Source organism: Kosakonia sp. MH5, from assembly GCF_009935945.1.
In the GTDB taxonomy this organism is placed as follows: Bacteria; Pseudomonadota; Gammaproteobacteria; order Enterobacterales; family Enterobacteriaceae; genus Kosakonia; species Kosakonia radicincitans.
The window spans coordinates 27,358-47,313 of the sequence record NZ_QODH01000003.1; the positions used below are offsets into that span (position 1 = coordinate 27,358).

Annotated in this window: 18 protein-coding genes; 11 read left to right on the plus strand and 7 right to left on the minus strand. The window is 54.4% G+C overall.

What is annotated here, in order from left to right:
• Positions 1 to 3 precede the first annotated feature (3 nt).
• Together yhdP and tldD are read left to right on the plus strand one after the other, a co-directional pair.
• Positions 4 to 3,816, plus strand: coding sequence for an AsmA2 domain-containing protein YhdP (gene yhdP / locus DK872_RS09895; RefSeq protein ID WP_079517289.1), 3,813 nt, complete (start codon positions 4 to 6; stop codon positions 3,814 to 3,816).
• Between the two features lie 84 nt (positions 3,817 to 3,900).
• Positions 3,901 to 5,346, plus strand: a complete 1,446-nt coding sequence (tldD, locus tag DK872_RS09900; protein ID WP_161518399.1) for a metalloprotease TldD — start codon at positions 3,901 to 3,903, stop codon at positions 5,344 to 5,346.
• Between the two features lie 39 nt (positions 5,347 to 5,385).
• Here the strand turns inward: tldD and aaeR are convergent, their stop codons facing one another.
• Positions 5,386 to 6,309, minus strand: a complete 924-nt coding sequence (gene aaeR / locus DK872_RS09905; RefSeq protein ID WP_007369869.1) for an HTH-type transcriptional activator AaeR — start codon at positions 6,307 to 6,309, stop codon at positions 5,386 to 5,388.
• Between the two features lie 175 nt (positions 6,310 to 6,484).
• Here aaeR and aaeX point away from each other — a divergent pair, with 175 nt between their 5' ends.
• The 5 genes from aaeX (at position 6,485) to DK872_RS09930 (ending at position 11,453) form a co-directional block, all read left to right on the plus strand.
• Positions 6,485 to 6,688, plus strand: coding sequence for a p-hydroxybenzoic acid efflux pump operon protein AaeX (aaeX, locus tag DK872_RS09910; RefSeq protein WP_007369870.1), 204 nt, complete (start codon positions 6,485 to 6,487; stop codon positions 6,686 to 6,688).
• Between the two features lie 7 nt (positions 6,689 to 6,695).
• Positions 6,696 to 7,628: a p-hydroxybenzoic acid efflux pump subunit AaeA gene (aaeA, locus tag DK872_RS09915; RefSeq protein ID WP_007369871.1), complete on the plus strand. Its 933-nt coding sequence runs from the start codon at positions 6,696 to 6,698 to the stop codon at positions 7,626 to 7,628.
• Between the two features lie 5 nt (positions 7,629 to 7,633).
• The gene (aaeB, locus tag DK872_RS09920; RefSeq protein ID WP_161518304.1) at positions 7,634 to 9,601 is read left to right on the plus strand and encodes a p-hydroxybenzoic acid efflux pump subunit AaeB; all 1,968 of its coding nucleotides are present in this window, start codon (positions 7,634 to 7,636) and stop codon (positions 9,599 to 9,601) included.
• 82 nt (positions 9,602 to 9,683) lie between these two features.
• Positions 9,684 to 11,138 (plus strand): NAD-dependent succinate-semialdehyde dehydrogenase, encoded by a 1,455-nt coding sequence (locus tag DK872_RS09925; protein ID WP_007369873.1) that lies wholly within the window; start codon positions 9,684 to 9,686, stop codon positions 11,136 to 11,138.
• Between the two features lie 45 nt (positions 11,139 to 11,183).
• Positions 11,184 to 11,453 carry a barstar family protein gene (locus DK872_RS09930; RefSeq protein WP_007369874.1) on the plus strand — a complete coding sequence of 90 codons (270 nt, stop codon included), beginning with the start codon at positions 11,184 to 11,186 and terminating at the stop codon, positions 11,451 to 11,453.
• A gap of 57 nt (positions 11,454 to 11,510) precedes the next feature.
• Here the strand turns inward: DK872_RS09930 and yhcN (DK872_RS09935) are convergent, their stop codons facing one another.
• From yhcN (DK872_RS09935) to argR, 3 genes are all read right to left on the minus strand, one after another.
• Complete coding sequence (gene yhcN / locus DK872_RS09935) at positions 11,511 to 11,774, minus strand: peroxide/acid stress response protein YhcN (RefSeq protein ID WP_035887996.1); 264 nt, start codon at positions 11,772 to 11,774, stop codon at positions 11,511 to 11,513.
• Positions 11,775 to 11,872: 98 nt separating this feature from the next.
• Positions 11,873 to 12,136, minus strand: a complete 264-nt coding sequence (gene yhcN / locus DK872_RS09940; RefSeq protein WP_007369876.1) for a peroxide/acid stress response protein YhcN — start codon at positions 12,134 to 12,136, stop codon at positions 11,873 to 11,875.
• A 378-nt stretch (positions 12,137 to 12,514) separates the two neighbouring features.
• Entirely contained in the window at positions 12,515 to 12,985 is a 471-nt protein-coding gene (argR, locus tag DK872_RS09945) for a transcriptional regulator ArgR (protein WP_007369877.1), read from the minus strand.
• A gap of 408 nt (positions 12,986 to 13,393) precedes the next feature.
• Here argR and mdh point away from each other — a divergent pair, with 408 nt between their 5' ends.
• A complete protein-coding gene (gene mdh / locus DK872_RS09950) occupies positions 13,394 to 14,332 on the plus strand; it encodes a malate dehydrogenase (protein WP_007369879.1) in 939 nt (312 codons plus the stop codon).
• A 56-nt stretch (positions 14,333 to 14,388) separates the two neighbouring features.
• Here mdh and degS read toward each other — a convergent pair whose 3' ends face one another.
• The 3 genes from degS to zapG all read right to left on the minus strand — a co-directional run bounded on the left by degS (position 14,389) and on the right by zapG (position 17,487).
• Positions 14,389 to 15,456, minus strand: a complete 1,068-nt coding sequence (gene degS, locus DK872_RS09955; protein WP_007369880.1) for an outer membrane-stress sensor serine endopeptidase DegS — start codon at positions 15,454 to 15,456, stop codon at positions 14,389 to 14,391.
• Positions 15,457 to 15,543: 87 nt separating this feature from the next.
• Positions 15,544 to 16,917 (minus strand): serine endoprotease DegQ, encoded by a 1,374-nt coding sequence (gene degQ / locus DK872_RS09960; RefSeq protein ID WP_007369881.1) that lies wholly within the window; start codon positions 16,915 to 16,917, stop codon positions 15,544 to 15,546.
• Positions 16,918 to 17,088: 171 nt separating this feature from the next.
• Positions 17,089 to 17,487, minus strand: a complete 399-nt coding sequence (gene zapG, locus DK872_RS09965) for a Z-ring associated protein ZapG (RefSeq protein ID WP_007369882.1) — start codon at positions 17,485 to 17,487, stop codon at positions 17,089 to 17,091.
• A 190-nt stretch (positions 17,488 to 17,677) separates the two neighbouring features.
• Here zapG and zapE point away from each other — a divergent pair, with 190 nt between their 5' ends.
• The 3 genes from zapE to rpsI all read left to right on the plus strand — a co-directional run bounded on the left by zapE (position 17,678) and on the right by rpsI (position 19,907).
• On the plus strand, positions 17,678 to 18,805 hold the full coding sequence (zapE, locus tag DK872_RS09970) for a cell division protein ZapE (protein WP_007369883.1): 1,128 nt from the start codon (positions 17,678 to 17,680) through the stop codon (positions 18,803 to 18,805).
• A gap of 265 nt (positions 18,806 to 19,070) precedes the next feature.
• The gene (gene rplM / locus DK872_RS09975) at positions 19,071 to 19,499 is read left to right on the plus strand and encodes a 50S ribosomal protein L13 (protein ID WP_007369884.1); all 429 of its coding nucleotides are present in this window, start codon (positions 19,071 to 19,073) and stop codon (positions 19,497 to 19,499) included.
• Between the two features lie 15 nt (positions 19,500 to 19,514).
• Positions 19,515 to 19,907, plus strand: a complete 393-nt coding sequence (gene rpsI / locus DK872_RS09980) for a 30S ribosomal protein S9 (protein ID WP_000829818.1) — start codon at positions 19,515 to 19,517, stop codon at positions 19,905 to 19,907.
• Positions 19,908 to 19,956: the final 49 nt, after the last annotated feature.

Below are 19,956 nucleotides of genomic sequence, written 5' to 3' on the forward strand. Positions count from 1 at the left end.
GGCGTGAGGCGACTGCCGGGGATATTGCTGCTTACAGGGGCGACGCTGATTGTTATCGCGGCGCTGCTGGTGAGCGGTTTGCGCCTGGTGTTGCCGCACCTGGATAACTGGCGCGAGGAGATCCTGACGCGCATCACGGCGCAAACCGGTATTCCGGTTTCGGCCAGCCAGTTGCAGGCGCGCTGGGAGAATTTTGGCCCAGAGCTGGAAGTGCGCGATATCAAAGCCCGCCTGAATGACGGCGGCGATCTTTCCGTTAAGCGCGTGACGCTGGCGCTGGATGTCTGGCAGAGCCTGCTGCACCTGCGCTGGCAGTTCCGTAATCTCACCTTTTATCAACTGGTCGCGCGCACCAATACCCCGCTGCAACGGAATGACAACGGTGAGCCGATTGCCAGCGATCGCATCAGCGATCTCTTCTTACGCCAGTTCGATCATTTCGATCTTCGCGACAGCCGCGTCAGTTTTCTGACGCTTTCCGGCCAACGCGCCGAACTGGCGATCCCGCAGCTTACCTGGCTTAATGGCAACGATCGTCACCGCGCTGAGGGGCAAGTCAGTCTCTCGAGTCTGACCGGGCAGCACGGTGTGATGCAGGTTCGGATGGATCTCCGCGACGACAACGGGCTGCTGAATAATGGTCGTGTCTGGCTGCAAGCCGATGATATCGATGTTAAACCGTGGCTCGGCACATGGATGCAGGACAACGTGGCGCTCGATTCTGCCCGTTTTAGCCTTGAGGGCTGGATGACGCTGAATAAAGGCGTGGTGGAAAGCGGCGATGCGTGGCTGAAAAAAGGCGGCGCAAGCTGGCAGGGAGAGCAGGCTACCACCCACCATTTGACGGTCGATAACCTGACCGTCCATGTTTCCCGTCAACAGCAAGGCTGGCAGTTTGATGTACCGGTAACACGTATCGCTATTGATGACCGCGCATGGCCGCAGGGCGCTCTGAGTTTTGCCTGGGTTCCGGCGCAGGAAGCGGGCGGGGTGAACGGCGTTCGCAGCGATGAATTGCGCGTTCGCGCCAATAACCTTGAGTTGAGCGGGCTGGAAGGGCTGCTGCCGATTGCGCAGAAGATCTCGCCGTCCCTGTACGACATCTGGCGCACTATGCAGCCGGAAGGTTCGCTGGAGCAACTGGCGCTGGATATCCCGTTGCAGGCAGCCGACAAAACGCGTTTCCAGGCACAGTGGAAAGATATCCGCTGGAAACAGTGGCAGTTGTTGCCGGGCGTTGAACATTTCAGCGGCAAGCTGGAAGGCAGCCTTGCTGACGGGCGCTTAACGGGCACAGTGATGCAGGCGAAAATGCCGTACGTCGGTGTGTTCCCGGCACCGCTGGAGATTGAGAAAGCGGATGCCACGCTGAACTGGCAGAAGAACGAACATGGCTTCCAGCTTGATGGGCATAACATTGATGTGCAGGCGAACGCGTTACATGCGCACGGTGGTTTCCGTTATCTCCAGCCGCAGGATGATGAACCCTGGCTTGGCATTCTGGCGGGGATCAATGTTTCCGACGCCGGGCAGTCCTGGCGCTACTTCCCGCAAAACCTGATGGGCAAAGCGCTGGTGTCGTATCTCAGCGCCGCCATTAAAGGCGGGCAGGCGCAGGATGCCACGCTGGTGTACGGCGGTAACCCGCACTTATTCCCCTATAAGCACAATGAAGGTCAGTTTGAAGTACTGGTGCCACTGCGTAATGCGACCTTTGCTTTTCAACCTGACTGGCCAGCGCTGCAAAATCTGGATATCGAGCTGGATTTCCTCAATGACGGTCTGTGGATGAAAAGCGATAAGGCGGCCCTCGGCGGCGTGACCGCCAGCAATCTGACCGCGGTTATTCCGGATTATGAAAAAGAGAAGCTGCTGATCGATGCCGATATTAACGGCCCGGGCAAAGCCGTTGGCCCCTATTTCAAAGAGACGCCGCTACACGATACGCTGGCCAGCGCGCTGGATGAACTGCAACTTGATGGCGACGTAAGCGCTCGCTTACATCTTGATATTCCGCTGGATGGCGAGATGACTGTCGCCAAAGGCGATGTGGCGTTGCGTAACAACAGCCTGTTTATTAAGCCGCTCAACAGCACGCTGAAAAACCTCAGCGGCAAATTCAGTTTTGATAATGGCACCCTGAAGAGCGAGCCGTTACAGGCGAGCTGGTTTAATCAACCGCTGAACCTCGATTTTTCCACCACCGAAGGCGATAAAGCGTACCAGGTTGCGGTCAATCTCAACGGCAACTGGCAGCCAGCGCACACGGGCGTATTACCCGCTCAACTTGAGTCTGCGCTCAGCGGCAGCGTGGCGTGGAAAGGGGATGTTGGTATTGAGCTGCCGCATCGCGGCGGTGCGACTTACAAGGTCAATATTGATGGCGATCTGAGTAACATCGCCAGCACCTTGCCGCCGCCGCTGGATAAAGCCGCGGGTAAAGCGCTGCCGGTAAAACTGAAAGTGGATGGCGATCTGCGTAGCTTTACGCTGACCGGCAACGCCGGTAGCAATAATCACTTCAACAGCCGTTGGCTGCTTAACAACAAACTCACTCTCGATCGTGGGATCTGGGCGTCGGATAGCCGCACCCTTCCGCCATTGCCGGAGCAGGCCGGGCTGGAGCTAAATCTCCCCGCGATGAACGGCGCGCAGTGGCTGGCGCTGTTCCGCCAGGGCGTGGCGAATAATGTCAGTAATTCAACGAGCTTCCCGTCCAGCATCACGTTACGCACGCCAGCGTTGACGCTGGGCGGGCAGCAGTGGAATAACCTGAGTATCGTCTCACAGCCGCAGCTTTCCGGCTCAACCATTGAGGCGCAGGCACGGGAAATTAGCGGTACGTTGACGCTGCGCGATAATGCGCCGTGGCAGGCGGCCATCCGTTACCTCTATTACAATCCGGCGAATACGCAGCCGAATGATGATGACATTTCGTCGCCGTCGACGTTGTTGCGCGGCAAAACCCGTATTGATTTTACCGGCTGGCCGGATTTGCAGTTGCGCTGCGCTGAATGCTGGCTGTGGGGGCAAAAATATGGGCGCATCGACGGTGATTTCACGATCAATGGCGATACGATGACACTGGCAAACGGCCTGGTGGACAGCGGCACCGCGCGTCTGACGGCAGACGGCGAATGGGTGAACCGGGAAGGAGCGGAACGCACATCGCTGAAAGGCGTGCTGCGCGGCGAGAAGCTCGATTCGGCGATGAGTTTCTTTGGCGTGCCGACGCCGGTACGTGGCTCCTCTTTTGATATCAACTATGACCTGCACTGGCGCAGCCCGCCGTGGCAGCCGCAGGAAGAGTCGCTGAACGGCATTCTGCGTACGCGGCTGGGGAAAGGGCAGATCACCGATATCAGCACCGGTCATGCGGGTCAGGTATTGCGCCTGTTCAGCGTCGACGCGCTGCTGCGCAAACTGCGCTTCGATTTTAGCGATACCTTCAGCAGTGAAGGGTTCTGGTTTGATTCGATCCGCAGCACCGCATGGATCAAAGATGGCGTGCTGCACAGCGACGATACGCTGGTGGACGGGCTGGAAGCGGATATCGCGATGAAAGGTTCGGTCGATCTGGTGCGTCGCGAGCTGGATGTTGAAGCGGTCGTGGCACCGGAAATTTCGGCAACCGTAGGTGTGGCAGCCGCTTTCGCCGTCAACCCGATTGTAGGCGCGGCAGTGTTTGCCGCCAGTAAAGTGCTGGGGCCGCTATGGAATAAAGTCTCTATTCTGCGCTACCGCATTACTGGCCCGGTCGATCAGCCGCAGATTAACGAAGTCCTGCGCCAGCCGCGCACGGACAAAACGCAATGATTTGACGGCATCGGCGAATTGCCTCAAGCTCCTTGTATCGCTTTTTTTATTGCCCGATGTGGCGGCAACGATGAGTAAAAAATGATGAGTCTTAATCTGGTGAGTGAACAACTGCTGGCAGCGAATGGCCTGAGTCATCAGGATCTGTTTGCCATTCTCGGTCAATTGACCGCACGTCGTCTTGATTATGGCGATCTCTATTTCCAGTCGAGCTATCACGAATCCTGGGTTTTAGAAGACAGCATCATTAAAGATGGCTCTTACAATATCGATCAGGGCGTGGGCGTTCGCGCGGTGAGCGGTGAAAAAACCGGTTTTGCTTATGCCGACCAGATAAGCCTGCTGGCACTGGAGCAGAGCGCGCAGGCCGCGCGTACCATTGTGCGTGAAGATGGCGACGGCAAAGTGAAGACGCTGGGCGCGGTGGAACATACGGCGCTTTATACCAGCCTTGATCCGCTGCAAAGCATGAGCCGCGAAGAGAAGCTGGATATTCTGCGCCGCGTGGATAAAGTGGCGCGCGCGGCCGACAGGCGCGTGCAGGAAGTGACTGCCAGCCTGACCGGCGTTTATGAATTGATTCTTGTCGCGGCGACCGACGGTACGCTGGCCGCCGATGTGCGTCCGCTGGTGCGTCTCTCGGTGAGCGTGCAGGTGGAAGAGGATGGCAAACGCGAGCGCGGTTCCAGCGGTGGCGGCGGTCGTTTCGGTTATGACTGGTTCCTGCAAGACGTTGATGGCGATGTGCGTGCAGATGCGTGGGCGAAAGAGGCCGTGCGCATGGCGCTGGTGAACCTGTCTGCTGTTGCGGCGCCTGCGGGCACGCTGCCAGTGGTGCTGGGCGCGGGCTGGTCGGGCGTGCTGTTGCACGAAGCGGTCGGTCACGGTCTGGAAGGCGACTTCAACCGTCGCGGCACATCGGTATTCAGCGGTCAGATGGGCCAACTGGTGGCTTCAGAGCTTTGCACGGTGGTTGATGACGGCACGATTGCCGATCGTCGCGGTTCAGTGGCAATTGACGATGAAGGCACGCCGGGGCAATACAATGTGCTGATCGAAAATGGCGTGCTGAAAGGCTACATGCAGGACAAGATGAACGCGCGTTTGATGGGCATGAAACCGACCGGTAACGGCCGCCGTGAATCTTATGCTCATCTGCCGATGCCGCGCATGACCAACACTTATATGCTGGCCGGTAAATCGACGCCGCAGGAGATTATCGAATCCGTTGATTACGGGATCTACGCGCCAAACTTCGGTGGCGGCCAGGTGGATATCACCTCCGGCAAGTTCGTCTTCTCCACCTCGGAAGCGTACCTGATTGAGAAAGGTAAAGTGACCAAAGCGGTGAAAGGCGCAACGCTGATTGGCTCCGGGATCGAAGCCATGCAGCAGATCTCTATGGTCGGTAACGATCTGAAGCTGGATAACGGCGTTGGCGTATGCGGCAAAGAGGGACAAAGCCTGCCGGTTGGCGTGGGTCAACCGACGCTGAAAGTAGATAACCTGACGGTAGGCGGTACGGCTTAATCGTTAAAATCCTCTCCCTGCGGGGAGAGGATTATCCGCTCAGGCACTGCGCCCCTGCATTCCCTGATATACCTTTCCCACTTCAATAAAATATTCCGTCATGTAGTTAATACAGACCTGCACTTTCAGCGGGAGCTTATCTTTTTCTGTATACAGCGCATAAACCGGGCGCGGATCGGACTGATAGCGCGGCAGCAGGATCTCCAGCTGGCCGCTGTTGATCTCATCGATCACCCACATCAGCGGGACATAGGCCAGCCCGGCACCGGCGGTCAGCCAGCGCGTCAGCGTCATCGGATCGTTGGTGACAAAGCGTCCCTGCGGGATCAGCCGCGTTGAGATCCCTTCTGGCGCGATCAGTTCAAATTCGTTATCCGGACGGACGCTATATTCCAGCCACGAATGATTTGCCAGGTCGGTGGGTTTTTCCGGCACGCCATATTGGGCAAGATAGTTTTTCGCCGCGCACAGCACCATCGGCATCGCGCCGAGGCGGCGGGAGAAGAGGCTGGAATCCTGAAGTGCGCCGACGCGGATCACCACGTCCAGCCCGTCGGCGATCAGATCCGGCGCCGGGATACCGGTTACCAGGTTAACAGTCAACCCTGGATGCTCTTTCAGCATCTCTGCCGTCATTTTTGCCAGCACATTTTGCGCCATGGTTGAAGAACTACCAATGCGCAGCGTACCAATCGGCGTGTTGTTGAAAGCGTAAAGTTGCTCGTGAACATCCTGCACTTCATGCAGCATGCGACGACACCCCTGATAGTAAATTTTTCCGGCTTCGGTCAGCCCCAGGCTGCGTGTGCTGCGGTTTAGCAGCTTGACCTGTAATTCATCCTCCAGCTTCGCCACCGTCTGGCTGATGGACGAAACGCTCATTTCCAGCTGTCGGGCGGTGGCGGTAAATGAACCTAATTCCACCACTTTGGCAAACACCGACATGCGTTTTAGTCGTTCCATTATTCATTCTTACTTAAAAGTGATTTAGATCACACAATATAGATAACAGCATAACAGTTACGTTAATATACTATCTCTTAAGAATATCCACGTCACTCTCGCCCTGGCACGCCTGTCCTATTCCTGCGGTGACGTAAAAACAATTTCACCTGCTTGTTCTCGAATCAAGGTCAACATGAGTCTGTTTCCCGTAATCGTGGTGTTCGGTTTGTCGTTCCCACCGATTTTTTTCGAATTGATTTTGTCACTGGCGATTTTCTGGCTGGTGCGACGGGTGCTGATCCCCACAGGAATCTATGATTTCGTCTGGCATCCCGCGTTATTTAATACTGCGCTGTACTGCTGCCTGTTTTACCTGCTGTCGCGTCTGTTTGTTTGAGGTTGAAGTGAAAACACTAACAAGAAATATCTCCCGTACCGCTATTACGGTCATTCTGGTTATCCTGGCGTTCATCGCAATTTTCCGTGCCTGGGTCTATTACACCGAATCGCCCTGGACGCGCGATGCGCGCTTCAGCGCGGATGTGGTTGCCATTGCGCCGGATGTCACCGGGCTGGTGACCTCGGTCAACGTGCATGACAACCAACTGGTAAAAGAGGGACAAGTGCTGTTCACCATCGATCAGCCTCGCTACCAGAAAGCGCTGGCAGAAGATGAAGCGGATGTTGCTTATTACGACGCGCTGGTCAACGAGAAGCGCCGTGAGGCCGGTCGTCGTAATCAATTAGGCGTACAGGCGATGTCGCGTGAAGAGATCGACCAGGCGAACAACATACTGCAAACGGCGATGCATCAGCTTGCGAAAGCGCAAGCGGCCCGCGACCTGGCGAAACTCGATCTGGAGCGCACTATCATCCGCGCGCCGGCTGACGGCTGGGTCACCAACCTGAATGTTTACGCCGGTGAGTTTATTACCCGCGGTTCCACCGCTGTGGCGCTGGTAAAACAGAACTCCTTCTATATTCTGGCTTATATGGAAGAGACCAAACTCGAGGGCGTTCGTCCTGGCTACCGGGCAGAGATCACGCCGCTCGGCAGTAACCTGGTGCTGAAAGGCACGGTAGACAGTATTGCCGCTGGTGTGACCAACTCCAGCAGCAGCAACGACAGCAAAGGGATGGCAACCATCGACTCCAATCTGGAATGGGTGCGTCTGGCCCAGCGCGTACCGGTACGTATTCGCCTCGATAAACAGCCGGGAAATCTCTGGCCTGCGGGTACTACCGCGACCGTTGTCGTGACCGGGAAAACCGATCGTGACGAGAGCCAGGACTCCTTCTTTCGTAAAATGGCCCACCGCCTGCGTGAGCTGGGGTAATCGCTATGGGGCTGTTGTCGATAGCCAGCCAGCATTTGCGCTTTGCCGTCAAGCTGGCCTTTGCCGTGGTGCTGGCTCTGTTTGTCGGTTTTCACTTTCAGCTTGAAACACCGCGCTGGGCGGTGCTGACCGCTGCGATTGTTGCGGCTGGCCCGGCGTTTGCCGCCGGTGGCGAGCCCTATTCCGGCGCTATCCGTTACCGCGGGATGTTGCGTATTGTCGGGACGTTTATCGGCTGTATTGCTGGTCTGGCGATCATCATTGTATTGATCCGCACGCCGCTGCTGATGCTGATGGTGTGTTGTATCTGGGCCGGTTTTTGTATCTGGCTCTCCTCGCTGGTACGGGTTGAAAACTCTTATGCCTGGGGGCTGGCCGGGTATACCGCGTTAATCATCGTCGTTACCATTCAGACCGAGCCGCTGTTGGCACCGCAATATGCCGTGGAGCGTTGTAGCGAAATCGTCGTCGGCATCCTCTGTGCCATTGTTGCCGATCTGCTGTTTTCCCCCCGCTCGATCAAACGTGAGATTGACCGTGAACTGGATGCTCTGCTGGTGGCGCACTATCAATTGATGCGATTGTGTATCAAGCACGGCGATAGAGAAGAGGTGGATCAAGCGTGGGCTGCACTGGTGCGCCGTACCACCGCGCTGGAAGGCATGCGCAGCAACCTGAAGATTGAATCCTCCCGCTGGGGGCGTGCTAACCGGCGGTTAAAAGTCATCAACACGCTGTCATTAACGCTGATCACTCAGGCTTGCGAAACCTACCTTATTCAGAATACGCGCCCGGAACTGGTCACTGATACTTTCCGGGAATTGTTCGCGGATCCCGTCGACAATGTGCAGGATGTGCATAAACAGTTGAAACGCATGCGCCGGGTGCTAGCCTGGACCGGTGAGCATGATACGCCGGTAACCATCTATAGTTGGGTGGGTGCGGCGACACGCTACCTGCTGCTGAAACGCGGTGTCATCGGTAATGCCAAAATCAGTGCGGTTGAAGAAGAGGTTCTGCAGGGCGAAGTGGTGGTAAAACCGGAATCCGCCGAACGTCACCATGCAATGGTTAACTTCTGGCGCACTACTTTATCGTGCATGCTGGGTACGCTTTTCTGGCTGTGGACCGGCTGGACATCCGGCAGTGGATCAATGGTCATGATTGCCGTCGTTACCTCGCTGGCGATGCGTCTGCCGAACCCAAAAATGGTGGCGAAAGACTTTATCTACGGCATGCTGTGGGCGCTACCAATCGGGGCGTTGTTCTATCTGGTGATTATTCCCTCGACACAACAAAGCATGCTGCTGCTTTGTATCAGTCTGGCGGTGCTGGCCTTTTTCATCGGCATTGAGGTACAGAAGCGCCGTCTGGGATCGATGGCGACGCTGGCGGGCACCATCAACATTCTGGTGCTTGATAACCCAATGACCTTTAAATTCAGCCAGTTTCTCGACAATGCGCTTGGCCAGTTAGTGGGCGTGGTGCTGGCTATGGTGGTTCTGCTGCTGGTGCGGGATAACTCGCAGGCGCGCACCGGGCGTACGTTGTTGAATCAGTTTGTTTCGGCGGCGGTATCGGCAATGACCACCAATACAGCGCGACGTAAAGAGAACCATCTGCCCGCACTGTATCAGCAACTGTTTTTACTGCTGAACAAATTTCCCGGCGACGTGGCGAAGTTTCGTCTGGCATTAACGTTGATTATTGCCCACCAGCGTCTGCGCGATGCGCCGGTGCCGATCAACGATGATCTTTCCGCTTTTCATCGCCAGTTACGCCGTACCGCGTCGCAAGTGATTTCGGCTGGATCGGATAACAAACGACGGCGCTACTTTACGCAACTGCTGGAAGAGCTGGATATCTACCAGGAGAAACTGCGCATCTGGGATGCGCCGCCACAGGTGACGGAACCGGTGCAGCGATTAACCGGGATGCTTCACAAATATCAGCATGCGCTGACCAGCAACTAAACAGAGAACCGACGCTAAAAAGCGTCGGTTTTTTTATGGCTATACTTTGTGAAAGCTGATAACACACCGATCGGGAGAACAAATGACAACGCAGGTATTGCAGGACAACCCACTTTTTCAGACCGGCTATCTGGTGGATGGCGTCTGGAAATCCCTGAACACCACATTTGACGTTCTGAATCCGGCCACCGGTGAAGTCATCGCCAGCGTCGCGAAAGCAGGGAAAAAAGAGACCGAAGATGCCATTGCTGCGGCGAGTCGGGCTTTTCCGGGCTGGCGGGCGAAAACCGCGAAAGAGCGTTCCGCCATCCTCTATCGTTGGTATGAATTGATCATTGAAAATAAAAGCTGGTTAGGGCGCTTAATGGCCACCGAGCAGGGGAAACCATTGAAAGAAGCTGAGGGGGAAGTCGAGTATGCCGCCAGCTTTATTCAGTGGTTTGCCGAACAGGCAAAACGCGCCAACGGTGAAATTATCCCGCCGATCAAGCCGGGGTCGCGCATTCTGGCGACCCGGGAACCGGTAGGTGTGGTGGCTGCCATCACGCCGTGGAACTTCCCGATGGCAATGCTGACCCGCAAACTGGGGCCTGCGTTGGCGGCAGGGTGTACCGGCGTTATCAAACCGGCGAACAATACCCCGCTCAGCGCGTTTGCTTTGTTGGCGCTGGCGAAGAAGGCGGGCGTACCGGATGGTGTGCTCAATGCTATTGCCGGTAACACGGCAGAAATCAGCGATGCGATTATGGCCAGCCACGAGGTACGTAAGATCTCTTTCACCGGTTCGACTGCGGTAGGGAAAACCCTGGTTCGCAACGCCGCCGAAACCATGAAAAAAGTGTCGATGGAACTGGGGGGCAACGCGCCGTATATCGTCTTTGAAGATGCCGACATCGATGCGGCAGTTCAGGGGGCGATTGCTAACAAATTCCGCAATGCTGGCCAGGTATGCGTTAGCGTAAACCGCTTCTATATTCATGAGTCTGTCTACGATACTTTCACGCAAAAGCTGAGTACGGCGGTAAGCGCATTGAAAGTGGGAAATGGTCTGGAAGAGGGCGTGGTAGTGGGGCCGTTGATTGAGCCGGCCGCCGTCGAGAAAGTGCGTGAGCATGTGGAAGATGCGGTGGCCAAAGGCGCTAAAGTGCTGGCTGGTGGTAAAGCGCACAGCCTTGGCGGTAACTTCTGGCAACCAACCGTACTGGGCGATTGTAGCGATGGCATGAAGCTGGCGCAGGAAGAGACATTTGGTCCGGTTGCTGCCTGTTTCCGCTTTACCAGCGAGGAAGAAGTCGTCCAGCGTGCGAATGCGACGCCGTTTGGCCTGGCTGCTTACTTCTATACGCAAAACTTGCAGCGGGTGTTCCGCGTTTCGCAGGCCATTGAGAGTGGAATGATCGGTATTAACGAGTGCGCAGTATCCACCGAACTGGGGCCGTTCGGCGGAGTGAAAGAGTCGGGTCTCGGTCGCGAAGGGTCGGTGCTGGGGCTGGAGGAGTTTCTTGAGGTGAAAACCCTGCATCTCGGCGGATTATAACGCGTCGGCGGCGGATGCCGCCCTGTTGGGCTGGTGGCGGAAATAATGAATACCTACACTTTCGATTTTAAAAACATCGACGATCAGGGCGCGTTCTACCGGGAGTTCTCGCGCCAGTTCGAGCTGGGAAGCGGCAAAATTCGCGATCTCGATTCACTGTGGGACGCGGTGATGGCGGGAGCATTACCTTTACCGCTGGAGATAGAGTTTGTTCATCTGCCGGAGCGACAGCGCCGCCGTTTTGGCGCATTGATCCTGTTGTTTGATGAAGCGGAAGAGGAGTTGGAAGGCGAGCTGCGTTTTAATGTGCGTTAAAGGCAAAAAAAAGCCCCTGACAGGCAGGGGCAAGTCGTCGGACTAGACGACGAGGGTTTATTTATACAGTTCCGCCGTGACGTGGGTGTGGTCACCCGTACGTGCTTCAACGATGCGATAGCTGCTGGCGCCCGCCTGGTCAGCTTTCGCAGAGAGTTCCTGGCGAATATCCATCGGTACACCGGCAACCTGTGAAACAGAAACACTGCCCATAGGTTGGAGGTTGCTTGCTTGTTCGCTGTTAACCAGCGTTGCAGCGCTTGCGCCGAAAGAGATCAGGGATGCAAGGCCAAGGGATGCGATGATTAGATTGCGTTTCATAGTTTGTCTCCTTAAGAGAGTCTCAACGGCAGGGAGGATTGAACTGCTATTTTTGTGCCTGGCGCCGTTGAGTGATGGCATAGGGTTATCGGTAAAACTTATTTGTACAGTTCGGCTGTTGCGTGCCAGTTGTCACCGGTACGTGCTTCGATAATGCGATAAGAAGAAGCACCTTGTTCTTCCGCTTTTTTGTTCAGTTCAGCACGCATATCCATCGGAGAGGAGGCGACAGATCCTACGGATACTGTGCCCAGAGACTGGCGTGATTGCGCCTGGTCTGCGCTGATGGAATCGGCAGCAAAAGCGCCAAATGACAGTGCTGAGAGAATGCCGAGTGTTGCAACAGTTGATTTGATATTCATGATTCTTCACCTCGTCGTATTCTTTTACTTCAATTCATTGGGGCCTTGTTTCGTGACCCTCATCACAAAATCAAGTATACACTAGTCACAGAAAAAATTAATACCATGCTAATTGTTTCTATGGTAATTAAGCCTCTCTGAAATCATTTTTTATAACAAGAAAGCATAAAAAACCTGGATGCGATTAAAAAATGATTGGTGATATCTAAGAAAATCATATAGATATTTGAATTTGATTTTTTGTGCGATGGCATTCACTGCGCCGGGGGTTTGAAACAGGAAATCGCACTAACTGTTAAATTAATGTGAGTGAAAAGTCGTGAACGAAGGGGGAGGCGGCAGAACATTCCCCCGCAATCGAAGCGGGGGGAAGTGATATCAGAGTTCCTGCTCGAACAACACGAGGATCGCTTCGTAGAGATCTTTAACGGTGAAACCTCTGGCTGGGGTGGTAAAAATCGTATCGTCACCAGCAATGGTGCCGAGGATACCTTCTGCTTTACCTAGGGAATCCAGCAGGCGTGCAATAAGCTGCGCTGCGCCCGGGCTGGTGTGAATCACCACGACGGCATCGTTGTAATCGATATCCAGCACCAGGTTCTTCAGCGGGCTGGAGGTTGTCGGGACGCCCAGTTCAATCGGCAGGCAGTAGACCATCTCCATTTTTGCGTTGCGCGTACGCACCGCACCGAATTTGGTCAGCATGCGGGAGACTTTAGACTGATTGATATTGTCGAAGCCTTCATCTTGTAAAGCCTGGACAATTTCTCCCTGAGAACTGAATTTCTCTTCTTTAAGAAGCGCCTTAAACGCTTTAACTAATTCTTCTTGTTTTGCCGAGCTTCGCATAAGTCACCCGTAATATGGCCGTGAAAACAACATTATTATGCATATTAATGAATTTTTATGCAAACAATCTCGTCTGGGAAATTCTGAAATGTATGCTGAAAGGCGCGGAGTTTACCAAATCCTGCGCTGAAGGACAGGCACATGTGTCTTACGTCGCAAATAACATTAAAAAGTAAATTAAATGTTATAAAGTTGATGTTATTTTGGTGGATATCGCAGCTATATTATAAACTCTCAGTGTTAGTTGCTTAGTTTGCCGATCTGACGACGTATTTACCTTCTTATAAGATCTTAAAGTGGAGCGTGCCGCAGAATTTTTGCGCATGCATTGCCATAATTATCAGGGTGAATTAAGGTCGCCGCAACGGAGTAACAAGATATTTAGCTAACCATAATAAGGAGTTTAGGATGAAAGTCGCAGTCCTCGGCGCGGCCGGCGGTATCGGTCAGGCGCTAGCCCTACTACTGAAAACACAACTGCCTTCTGGTTCAGAACTCTCTCTCTATGATATTGCTCCTGTAACCCCCGGGGTTGCTGTTGATCTCAGCCATATTCCAACTGATGTGAGCATTAAAGGTTTCTCCGGCGATGATGCGACTCCTGCGCTGGAAGGGGCCGATGTCGTACTGATTTCCGCTGGCGTGGCGCGTAAACCGGGTATGGATCGTTCCGACCTGTTTAACGTCAACGCGGGCATTGTGAAAAACCTGGTCACTCAGGTGGCGAAAACCGCGCCGAAAGCCTGTATTGGCGTCATTACTAACCCGGTTAATACCACCGTCGCCATTGCGGCGGAAGTGCTGAAAAAAGCGGGTGTCTACGACAAGAACAAACTGTTTGGCGTCACTACGCTGGACATTATTCGCTCCAATACTTTTGTTGCCGAACTGAAACATAAATCACCGGGCGATATCGAAGTGCCGGTGATTGGTGGCCATTCCGGCGTTACCATTCTGCCGCTGCTGTCGCAGGTACCGGGCGTCAGCTTTAGCGAGCAAGAAGTCGCAGAACTGACAAAACGCATTCAGAATGCTGGTACTGAAGTGGTGGAAGCGAAGGCGGGTGGCGGTTCGGCTACGCTCTCGATGGGGCAGGCCGCTGCGCGTTTTGGTTTGTCGCTGGTTCGTGCGCTGCAAGGCGAGAAAGGCGTGGTTGAATGCGCCTATGTTGAAGGCGATGGCGAATATGCGCGCTTCTTCTCACAGCCGCTGCTGCTGGGGAAAAACGGCATTGAAGAGCGCCATGCTATCGGCAAGCTTAGCGCTTATGAACAACAGTCGCTGGAAGGTATGCTGGACACGCTGAAAAAAGATATTCAACTGGGCGTGGATTTCGTTAACCGCTAACGTGTTATCGCCGCCATAAAAAAACCGGAGCCTGTGCTCCGGTTTTTTTATGGCAATCAGTTAGTTGCCGGATACTCTTCGATGGTGACTTGCAGGGTCAGTTTCTTATCGTCACGCATCACTTCAACCGGAATGACGGAACCCGGGCGGATCTCGGCGACCTGATCCATAGTTTCAAGCGCGGAAACGGCCGCTTTACCATTGACGGAGGTGATAACGTCATTGACCTGAATCCCGGCGCGCGCGGCAGGACCGCCAGGCGAAACTTCGTTAACGACAATCCCCTGAATTGGGTCGATACCGCCGCCTTGCGAATGCAGAGGCGCAATTTCTCGCCCGCCGATACCAATGTAACCCCGGATCACCCGACCATCGCGGATCAGCTTATCCATAATCTTGGTGGCCAGCTGGAAAGGGATGGCAAAACCGATGCCTTCCGGTGTTTCGCCGTCGTTGCTCTTATCAAACGACAACGTGTTGATGCCCATCAGCTCGCCCAGTGAGTTGACCAGTGCGCCGCCGGAGTTCCCATGGTTGATAGAAGCATCGGTCTGCAAAAAGTTCTGCCGTCCGCTCGGGTTCAGGCCGATACGCCCGGTAGCGCTGATAATCCCCTGCGTTGTCGTTTGACCAAGGTTGTACGGGTTTCCGATTGCCAGCACCACATCGCCGATATGCGGCGTGCGTTTCGTATTGATGGGGATCACTGGCAGACCGCCGGTTGCGTTGATTTTCAGCACCGCTAAGTCGGTCAGGGAATCCGAGCCAACCAGCAATGCTTCAAACACCCGGCCATCCTGCAGGGCGACGATAATCTGGTCCGCATCATTGATGACGTGCTTGTTGGTAATGATGTAGCCACGCTGATCCATAATCACGCCGGAACCAAGCGTACGGATCTCCAGACGATCATGAGTGGAGCTATTCAGGCTGCGGTTATAGACGTTGACCACCGCCGGCGCTGCGCGGCGTACAGCCGGGTTATAGCTGGCTGGCGTTTCGTCAGCGCTTTCAAGCTGGGGAGCGCTAAGTGGGATGTTTTTGCGCAGCGAAGGCATGGCGACGATGATCAGGCCACCCACAACCAAACCGATTGCAACTGAACGTAAAATCTTCACATACATGATGGGATTATCGCTAAAAGGAAGAACGGCAGCAGCATAACATGAGTTCTCCGGACATCACATGATGATGTCCGGAGAGTGAGGGACCTAGCGCAACAGCAGATAGATGCTGTCGTTGCCGCGCACGATATGCAGCGCCATTACCGAAGGTTTCGTTTCCAGCAATTTACGCATTTCAGCGATCGACTGAACGCGCTCACGGTTGATGCCAATGATCACATCATCTTTATGCAGACCGGCCTGCGCGGCGGCGCTGCCTTTTTCGACATTATTTATCGCGATGCCTTTGGTGCCATCTTTGAGCTGGCTGTCGCTCAGTTCTGCACCCTGCAATGACGGTGAAATCAGATCGGCGCTGGCGGACGAAGACGTGCTTTTATCCAGCGTGACTTCCACCTCCAGCGGCTTGCCATCGCGCAGCAGGCCGAGCTTCACTTTCGCGCCGGGTTCCGTCGTGGCAATACGTGAACGCAGTTCGGCAAAGCTGTTCAGCGGCTTACCGTTCAGACTGACGATAACATCACCGGATTTGATCCCGGCTTTTGCCGAGCCGGAGTTAGGCAGCACTTCGCTGACAAAGGCGCCGCGCTGGACGTTAAGGTTAAAGGCTTTGGCGATATCCGCACTCATTTCCGTGCCTTTGATGCCCAACAGACCGCGTTTGATCTCGCCAAACTGAATCAATTGCCTGGAGAGGGTTTGTGCCATATTGCTCGGAATGGCGAAGCCAATCCCTACACTACCGCCGCCTGGTGCGAGGATAGCAGTATTAATGCCGATAAGCTCGCCATTGAGATTAAGCAGCGCGCCGCCGGAGTTACCACGGTTAATTGAGGCATCCGTCTGGATAAAGTTTTCCAGCCCTTCCAGATTCAGGCCGCTGCGGCCCAGCGCGGAAACAATCCCGGAAGTGGCTGTCTGCCCAAGGCCGAACGGGTTACCTACGGCAATGACAAAGTCGCCGACGCGCAGTTTATCGGAGTCGGCAATCGCAATTTGCGTCAGATTGCTGGCGTTCTGTAATTGCAGCAGAGCAATATCACTCTGATCATCACCGCCGATCAGCTTGGCATCGAACTCGCGACCATCGTTCAACTGCACGCTGATTTTTTGCGCCTGATTGATCACATGATTGTTTGTCAGCACGTAGCCTTTCGCGGCGTCAATGATCACCCCGGAGCCCAGCCCTTCAAAAGGTTGCGGTTGCTGCGGTTGATCCGGCACATCGTCGCCGAAAAACTTCTTAAGCTCTTCCGGAACTTTCTGACCTTGTGTCGTTGTCCCCTCTACCTGCACGCTAACCACCGCAGGCAGTACCTTTTCCAGCACGGGCGCAAGGCTTGGCAACGCGCCCTGACCGGGCACTTGTGATGGCATGGCGGCCATCGCCTGAAACGGTGCCGAGAGAGTTAACCCGACACTTAACGCAAATGCACTCAACAGCAGGGTTGGTTTCTTCATTGATGCTGGCTCTCGTAACCTGAAGTGAAAGGAATGACGCCCCAAAACAGTTTGATGTTATTGAAATTTCAACCGGGTAACAATGAGGTGAATGACTAAATAATAGCTATGATGCGGAAGATGGGGTGGGCGCGGGGAACGCGCCCGAAAAAAACAGATGACAGGGCGGAATTATTTACGGCTTGCGCCGCCGCGCAGCAGGCCGGAAGCGCCATCAGAATAATCACGCGGGATCTGCACCGGCGCCTGATCGTTACTGGCTTCAGATTCGGCCAGACGGTTGCGGAACGGATTCTCTTCTGCGGACATTTCCGGCAGCAAGTTGGACGAGCTTTTCGCCATGTGCTGATACAGTTGGCGATAATCATGCGCCATGTTATCCAGCAGTTCCGCGCTGCGGGCAAAATGGCTCACCAGTTCTTCGCGATACTCTTCCAGTTCCGCTTTGTTTTTTTCCAGCTCATACTGCAAGGCCTGTTGCTGGCGCAATTTACGGTTTCCGAAACGCATACCCACGGCACCAATGATAATGCCGACAACCAACCCGATTAGCGCGTATTCCCAGGTCATGTACTTCTCCCGTTATTTTGTGATTCCGTAGGGTGTGGGCTGCAAGCTCCTTGCCTGCGCCTGATAGTGCCACTATAACCGCTTCTGGTGTAGAAGTGGAATCCTGACAAATCATCGCGTAGTGTAGAACGGCCTTTTTTTCGTCAACCCTGTGGGGGCGGATCGATTTTCAAGGAACAACAATAACACCATGCAAAGCCTTACCCCGACATCGCGATACAACAGCGCCCTCAACGAGGGGAGCCATCAGCCGGATGATGTGCAAAAAGAAGCCGTTCAGCGGCTGGAACATATCTATCAAGAACTTATTACCCGCAGCGACAACAGTGCACCGACAAACGGTGGTTTGCTGGCGAAGTTCGGCAAACTGCTGGGAAAACGAGAACCGCGTGAAAGCGCGCCAGTGCGCGGTCTTTATATGTGGGGCGGCGTTGGCCGTGGCAAAACCTGGCTGATGGACATGTTCTATCAGAGCCTGCCGGGTGAGCGTAAACAACGTCTGCACTTTCACCGTTTTATGCTGCGCGTGCACGAAGAACTGACTTCACTTCAGGGGCATAGCGATCCGCTGGAAATTGTTGCCGATCGCTTCAAAGCTGAAACCGATGTGCTGTGCTTCGATGAATTTTTCGTTTCGGATATTACCGACGCCATGCTGCTGGGCGGGCTAATGAAAGCGCTGTTCGCCCGTGGTATCACGCTGGTGGCGACGTCGAATATTCCGCCGGATGAGCTCTACCGCAACGGCTTGCAGCGTTCGCGCTTTTTACCTGCTATCGATGCCATCAAGCAGTTTTGCGATGTGATGAATGTCGATGCGGGCGTCGATTATCGTCTGCGCACATTAACTCAGGCGCACTTATGGCTGACTCCGCTGGATAGCGAGACCGCGCGGCAAATGGATACGTTGTGGTTAGCGCTGGCGGGCGCAAAGCGTGAGCATGCGCCACAGCTGGAGATTAATCACCGTGCGCTGCCGACGTTGGGTGTGGAAAACCAGACGCTGGCAGTGTCGTTTGCCACGCTCTGCGTCGATGCGCGCAGCCAGCACGATTACATCGCGCTCTCGCGATTGTTCCATACCGTAATGTTGTTCGATGTGCCGGTAATGACGCCACTGATGGAGAGCGAAGCACGACGTTTTATTGCTTTAGTGGATGAGTTTTACGAGCGCCATGTGAAGCTGGTGGTGAGTGCGGCTGCGCCGCTACATGAGATTTATCAGGGCGAACGGCTGAAATTTGAGTTTCAGCGCTGTTTGTCCCGCCTGCAAGAGATGCAGAGCGAAGAATATCTCAAGCGCGCGCATATGCCGTAATCGGTAAATCCCTTTCCCACCGGGAAAGGGATTCGCCTTGCACAAAAGCCGCGCCAAATCACAAAAAGGGGTCGATCTTTGCCCACGACTTCTCTATAATCCTGCGACCCCACGTTACTACAAGGTTTTTTTCCCGAAACTCTTGTGTGCCGGCTAAACATATCCGAAGGGGTAGGTTTACTGGACAATGTCGTGTGAACCTCACTTGTATTTAGGCGTTTGGGTGTTCACCAACGTGTAACTTATTATTTGGGTAAGCTTTATAATGAAAACTTTTACAGCTAAACCAGAAACCGTAAAACGCGACTGGTATGTTGTTGACGCGACCGGTAAAACTCTGGGCCGTCTGGCTACCGAACTGGCTCGTCGCCTGCGCGGTAAGCATAAAGCGGAATACACTCCGCACGTTGATACTGGTGATTACATCATCGTTCTGAACGCAGAAAAAGTTGCTGTAACCGGCAACAAACGTTCTGACAAAATGTACTACCACCACACCGGCCACATCGGTGGTATCAAACAAGCGACCTTTGAAGAGATGATTGCCCGCCGTCCTGAGCGTGTGATTGAAATCGCGGTTAAAGGCATGCTGCCAAAAGGCCCGCTGGGTCGTGCTATGTACCGTAAACTGAAAGTTTACGCGGGTAACGAGCACAACCACGCGGCACAGCAACCGCAAGTTCTTGACATCTAATCGGGATTATAGGCAATGGCTGAAAATCAATACTACGGCACTGGTCGCCGCAAAAGCTCCGCCGCTCGCGTGTTCATCAAACCGGGCAACGGTAAAATCGTAATCAACCAGCGTTCTCTGGAACAGTACTTCGGTCGTGAAACTGCCCGCATGGTAGTTCGTCAGCCGCTGGAACTGGTCGACATGGTTGAAAAACTGGATCTGTACATCACCGTTAAAGGTGGTGGTATCTCCGGTCAGGCAGGTGCGATCCGTCACGGTATCACCCGCGCTCTGATGGAGTACGATGAGTCTCTGCGTTCCGAACTGCGTAAAGCTGGCTTCGTCACTCGTGACGCTCGTCAGGTTGAACGTAAAAAAGTCGGTCTGCGCAAAGCACGTCGTCGTCCGCAGTTCTCCAAACGTTAATTGCTTTCTGCTTCGGCAGAACGATTGGCGAAAAAACCCGGTGCAAGCC

Bases quoted from the DNA above. Each gene is read 5' to 3' on its own strand.
- tldD (WP_161518399.1), top strand. From the start codon at position 3,901: ATGAGTCTTAATCTGGTGAGTGAACAACTGCTGGCAGCGAATGGCCTG.
- aaeR (WP_007369869.1), bottom strand. From the start codon at position 6,309: ATGGAACGACTAAAACGCATGTCGGTGTTTGCCAAAGTGGTGGAATTA.
- aaeX (WP_007369870.1), top strand. From the start codon at position 6,485: ATGAGTCTGTTTCCCGTAATCGTGGTGTTCGGTTTGTCGTTCCCACCG.
- aaeB (WP_161518304.1), top strand. From the start codon at position 7,634: ATGGGGCTGTTGTCGATAGCCAGCCAGCATTTGCGCTTTGCCGTCAAG.
- DK872_RS09925 (WP_007369873.1), top strand. From the start codon at position 9,684: ATGACAACGCAGGTATTGCAGGACAACCCACTTTTTCAGACCGGCTAT.
- DK872_RS09930 (WP_007369874.1), top strand. From the start codon at position 11,184: ATGAATACCTACACTTTCGATTTTAAAAACATCGACGATCAGGGCGCG.
- yhcN (WP_035887996.1), bottom strand. From the start codon at position 11,774: ATGAAACGCAATCTAATCATCGCATCCCTTGGCCTTGCATCCCTGATC.
- yhcN (WP_007369876.1), bottom strand. From the start codon at position 12,136: ATGAATATCAAATCAACTGTTGCAACACTCGGCATTCTCTCAGCACTG.
- argR (WP_007369877.1), bottom strand. From the start codon at position 12,985: ATGCGAAGCTCGGCAAAACAAGAAGAATTAGTTAAAGCGTTTAAGGCG.
- mdh (WP_007369879.1), top strand. From the start codon at position 13,394: ATGAAAGTCGCAGTCCTCGGCGCGGCCGGCGGTATCGGTCAGGCGCTA.
- degS (WP_007369880.1), bottom strand. From the start codon at position 15,456: ATGTATGTGAAGATTTTACGTTCAGTTGCAATCGGTTTGGTTGTGGGT.
- degQ (WP_007369881.1), bottom strand. From the start codon at position 16,917: ATGAAGAAACCAACCCTGCTGTTGAGTGCATTTGCGTTAAGTGTCGGG.
- zapG (WP_007369882.1), bottom strand. From the start codon at position 17,487: ATGACCTGGGAATACGCGCTAATCGGGTTGGTTGTCGGCATTATCATT.
- zapE (WP_007369883.1), top strand. From the start codon at position 17,678: ATGCAAAGCCTTACCCCGACATCGCGATACAACAGCGCCCTCAACGAG.
- rplM (WP_007369884.1), top strand. From the start codon at position 19,071: ATGAAAACTTTTACAGCTAAACCAGAAACCGTAAAACGCGACTGGTAT.
- rpsI (WP_000829818.1), top strand. From the start codon at position 19,515: ATGGCTGAAAATCAATACTACGGCACTGGTCGCCGCAAAAGCTCCGCC.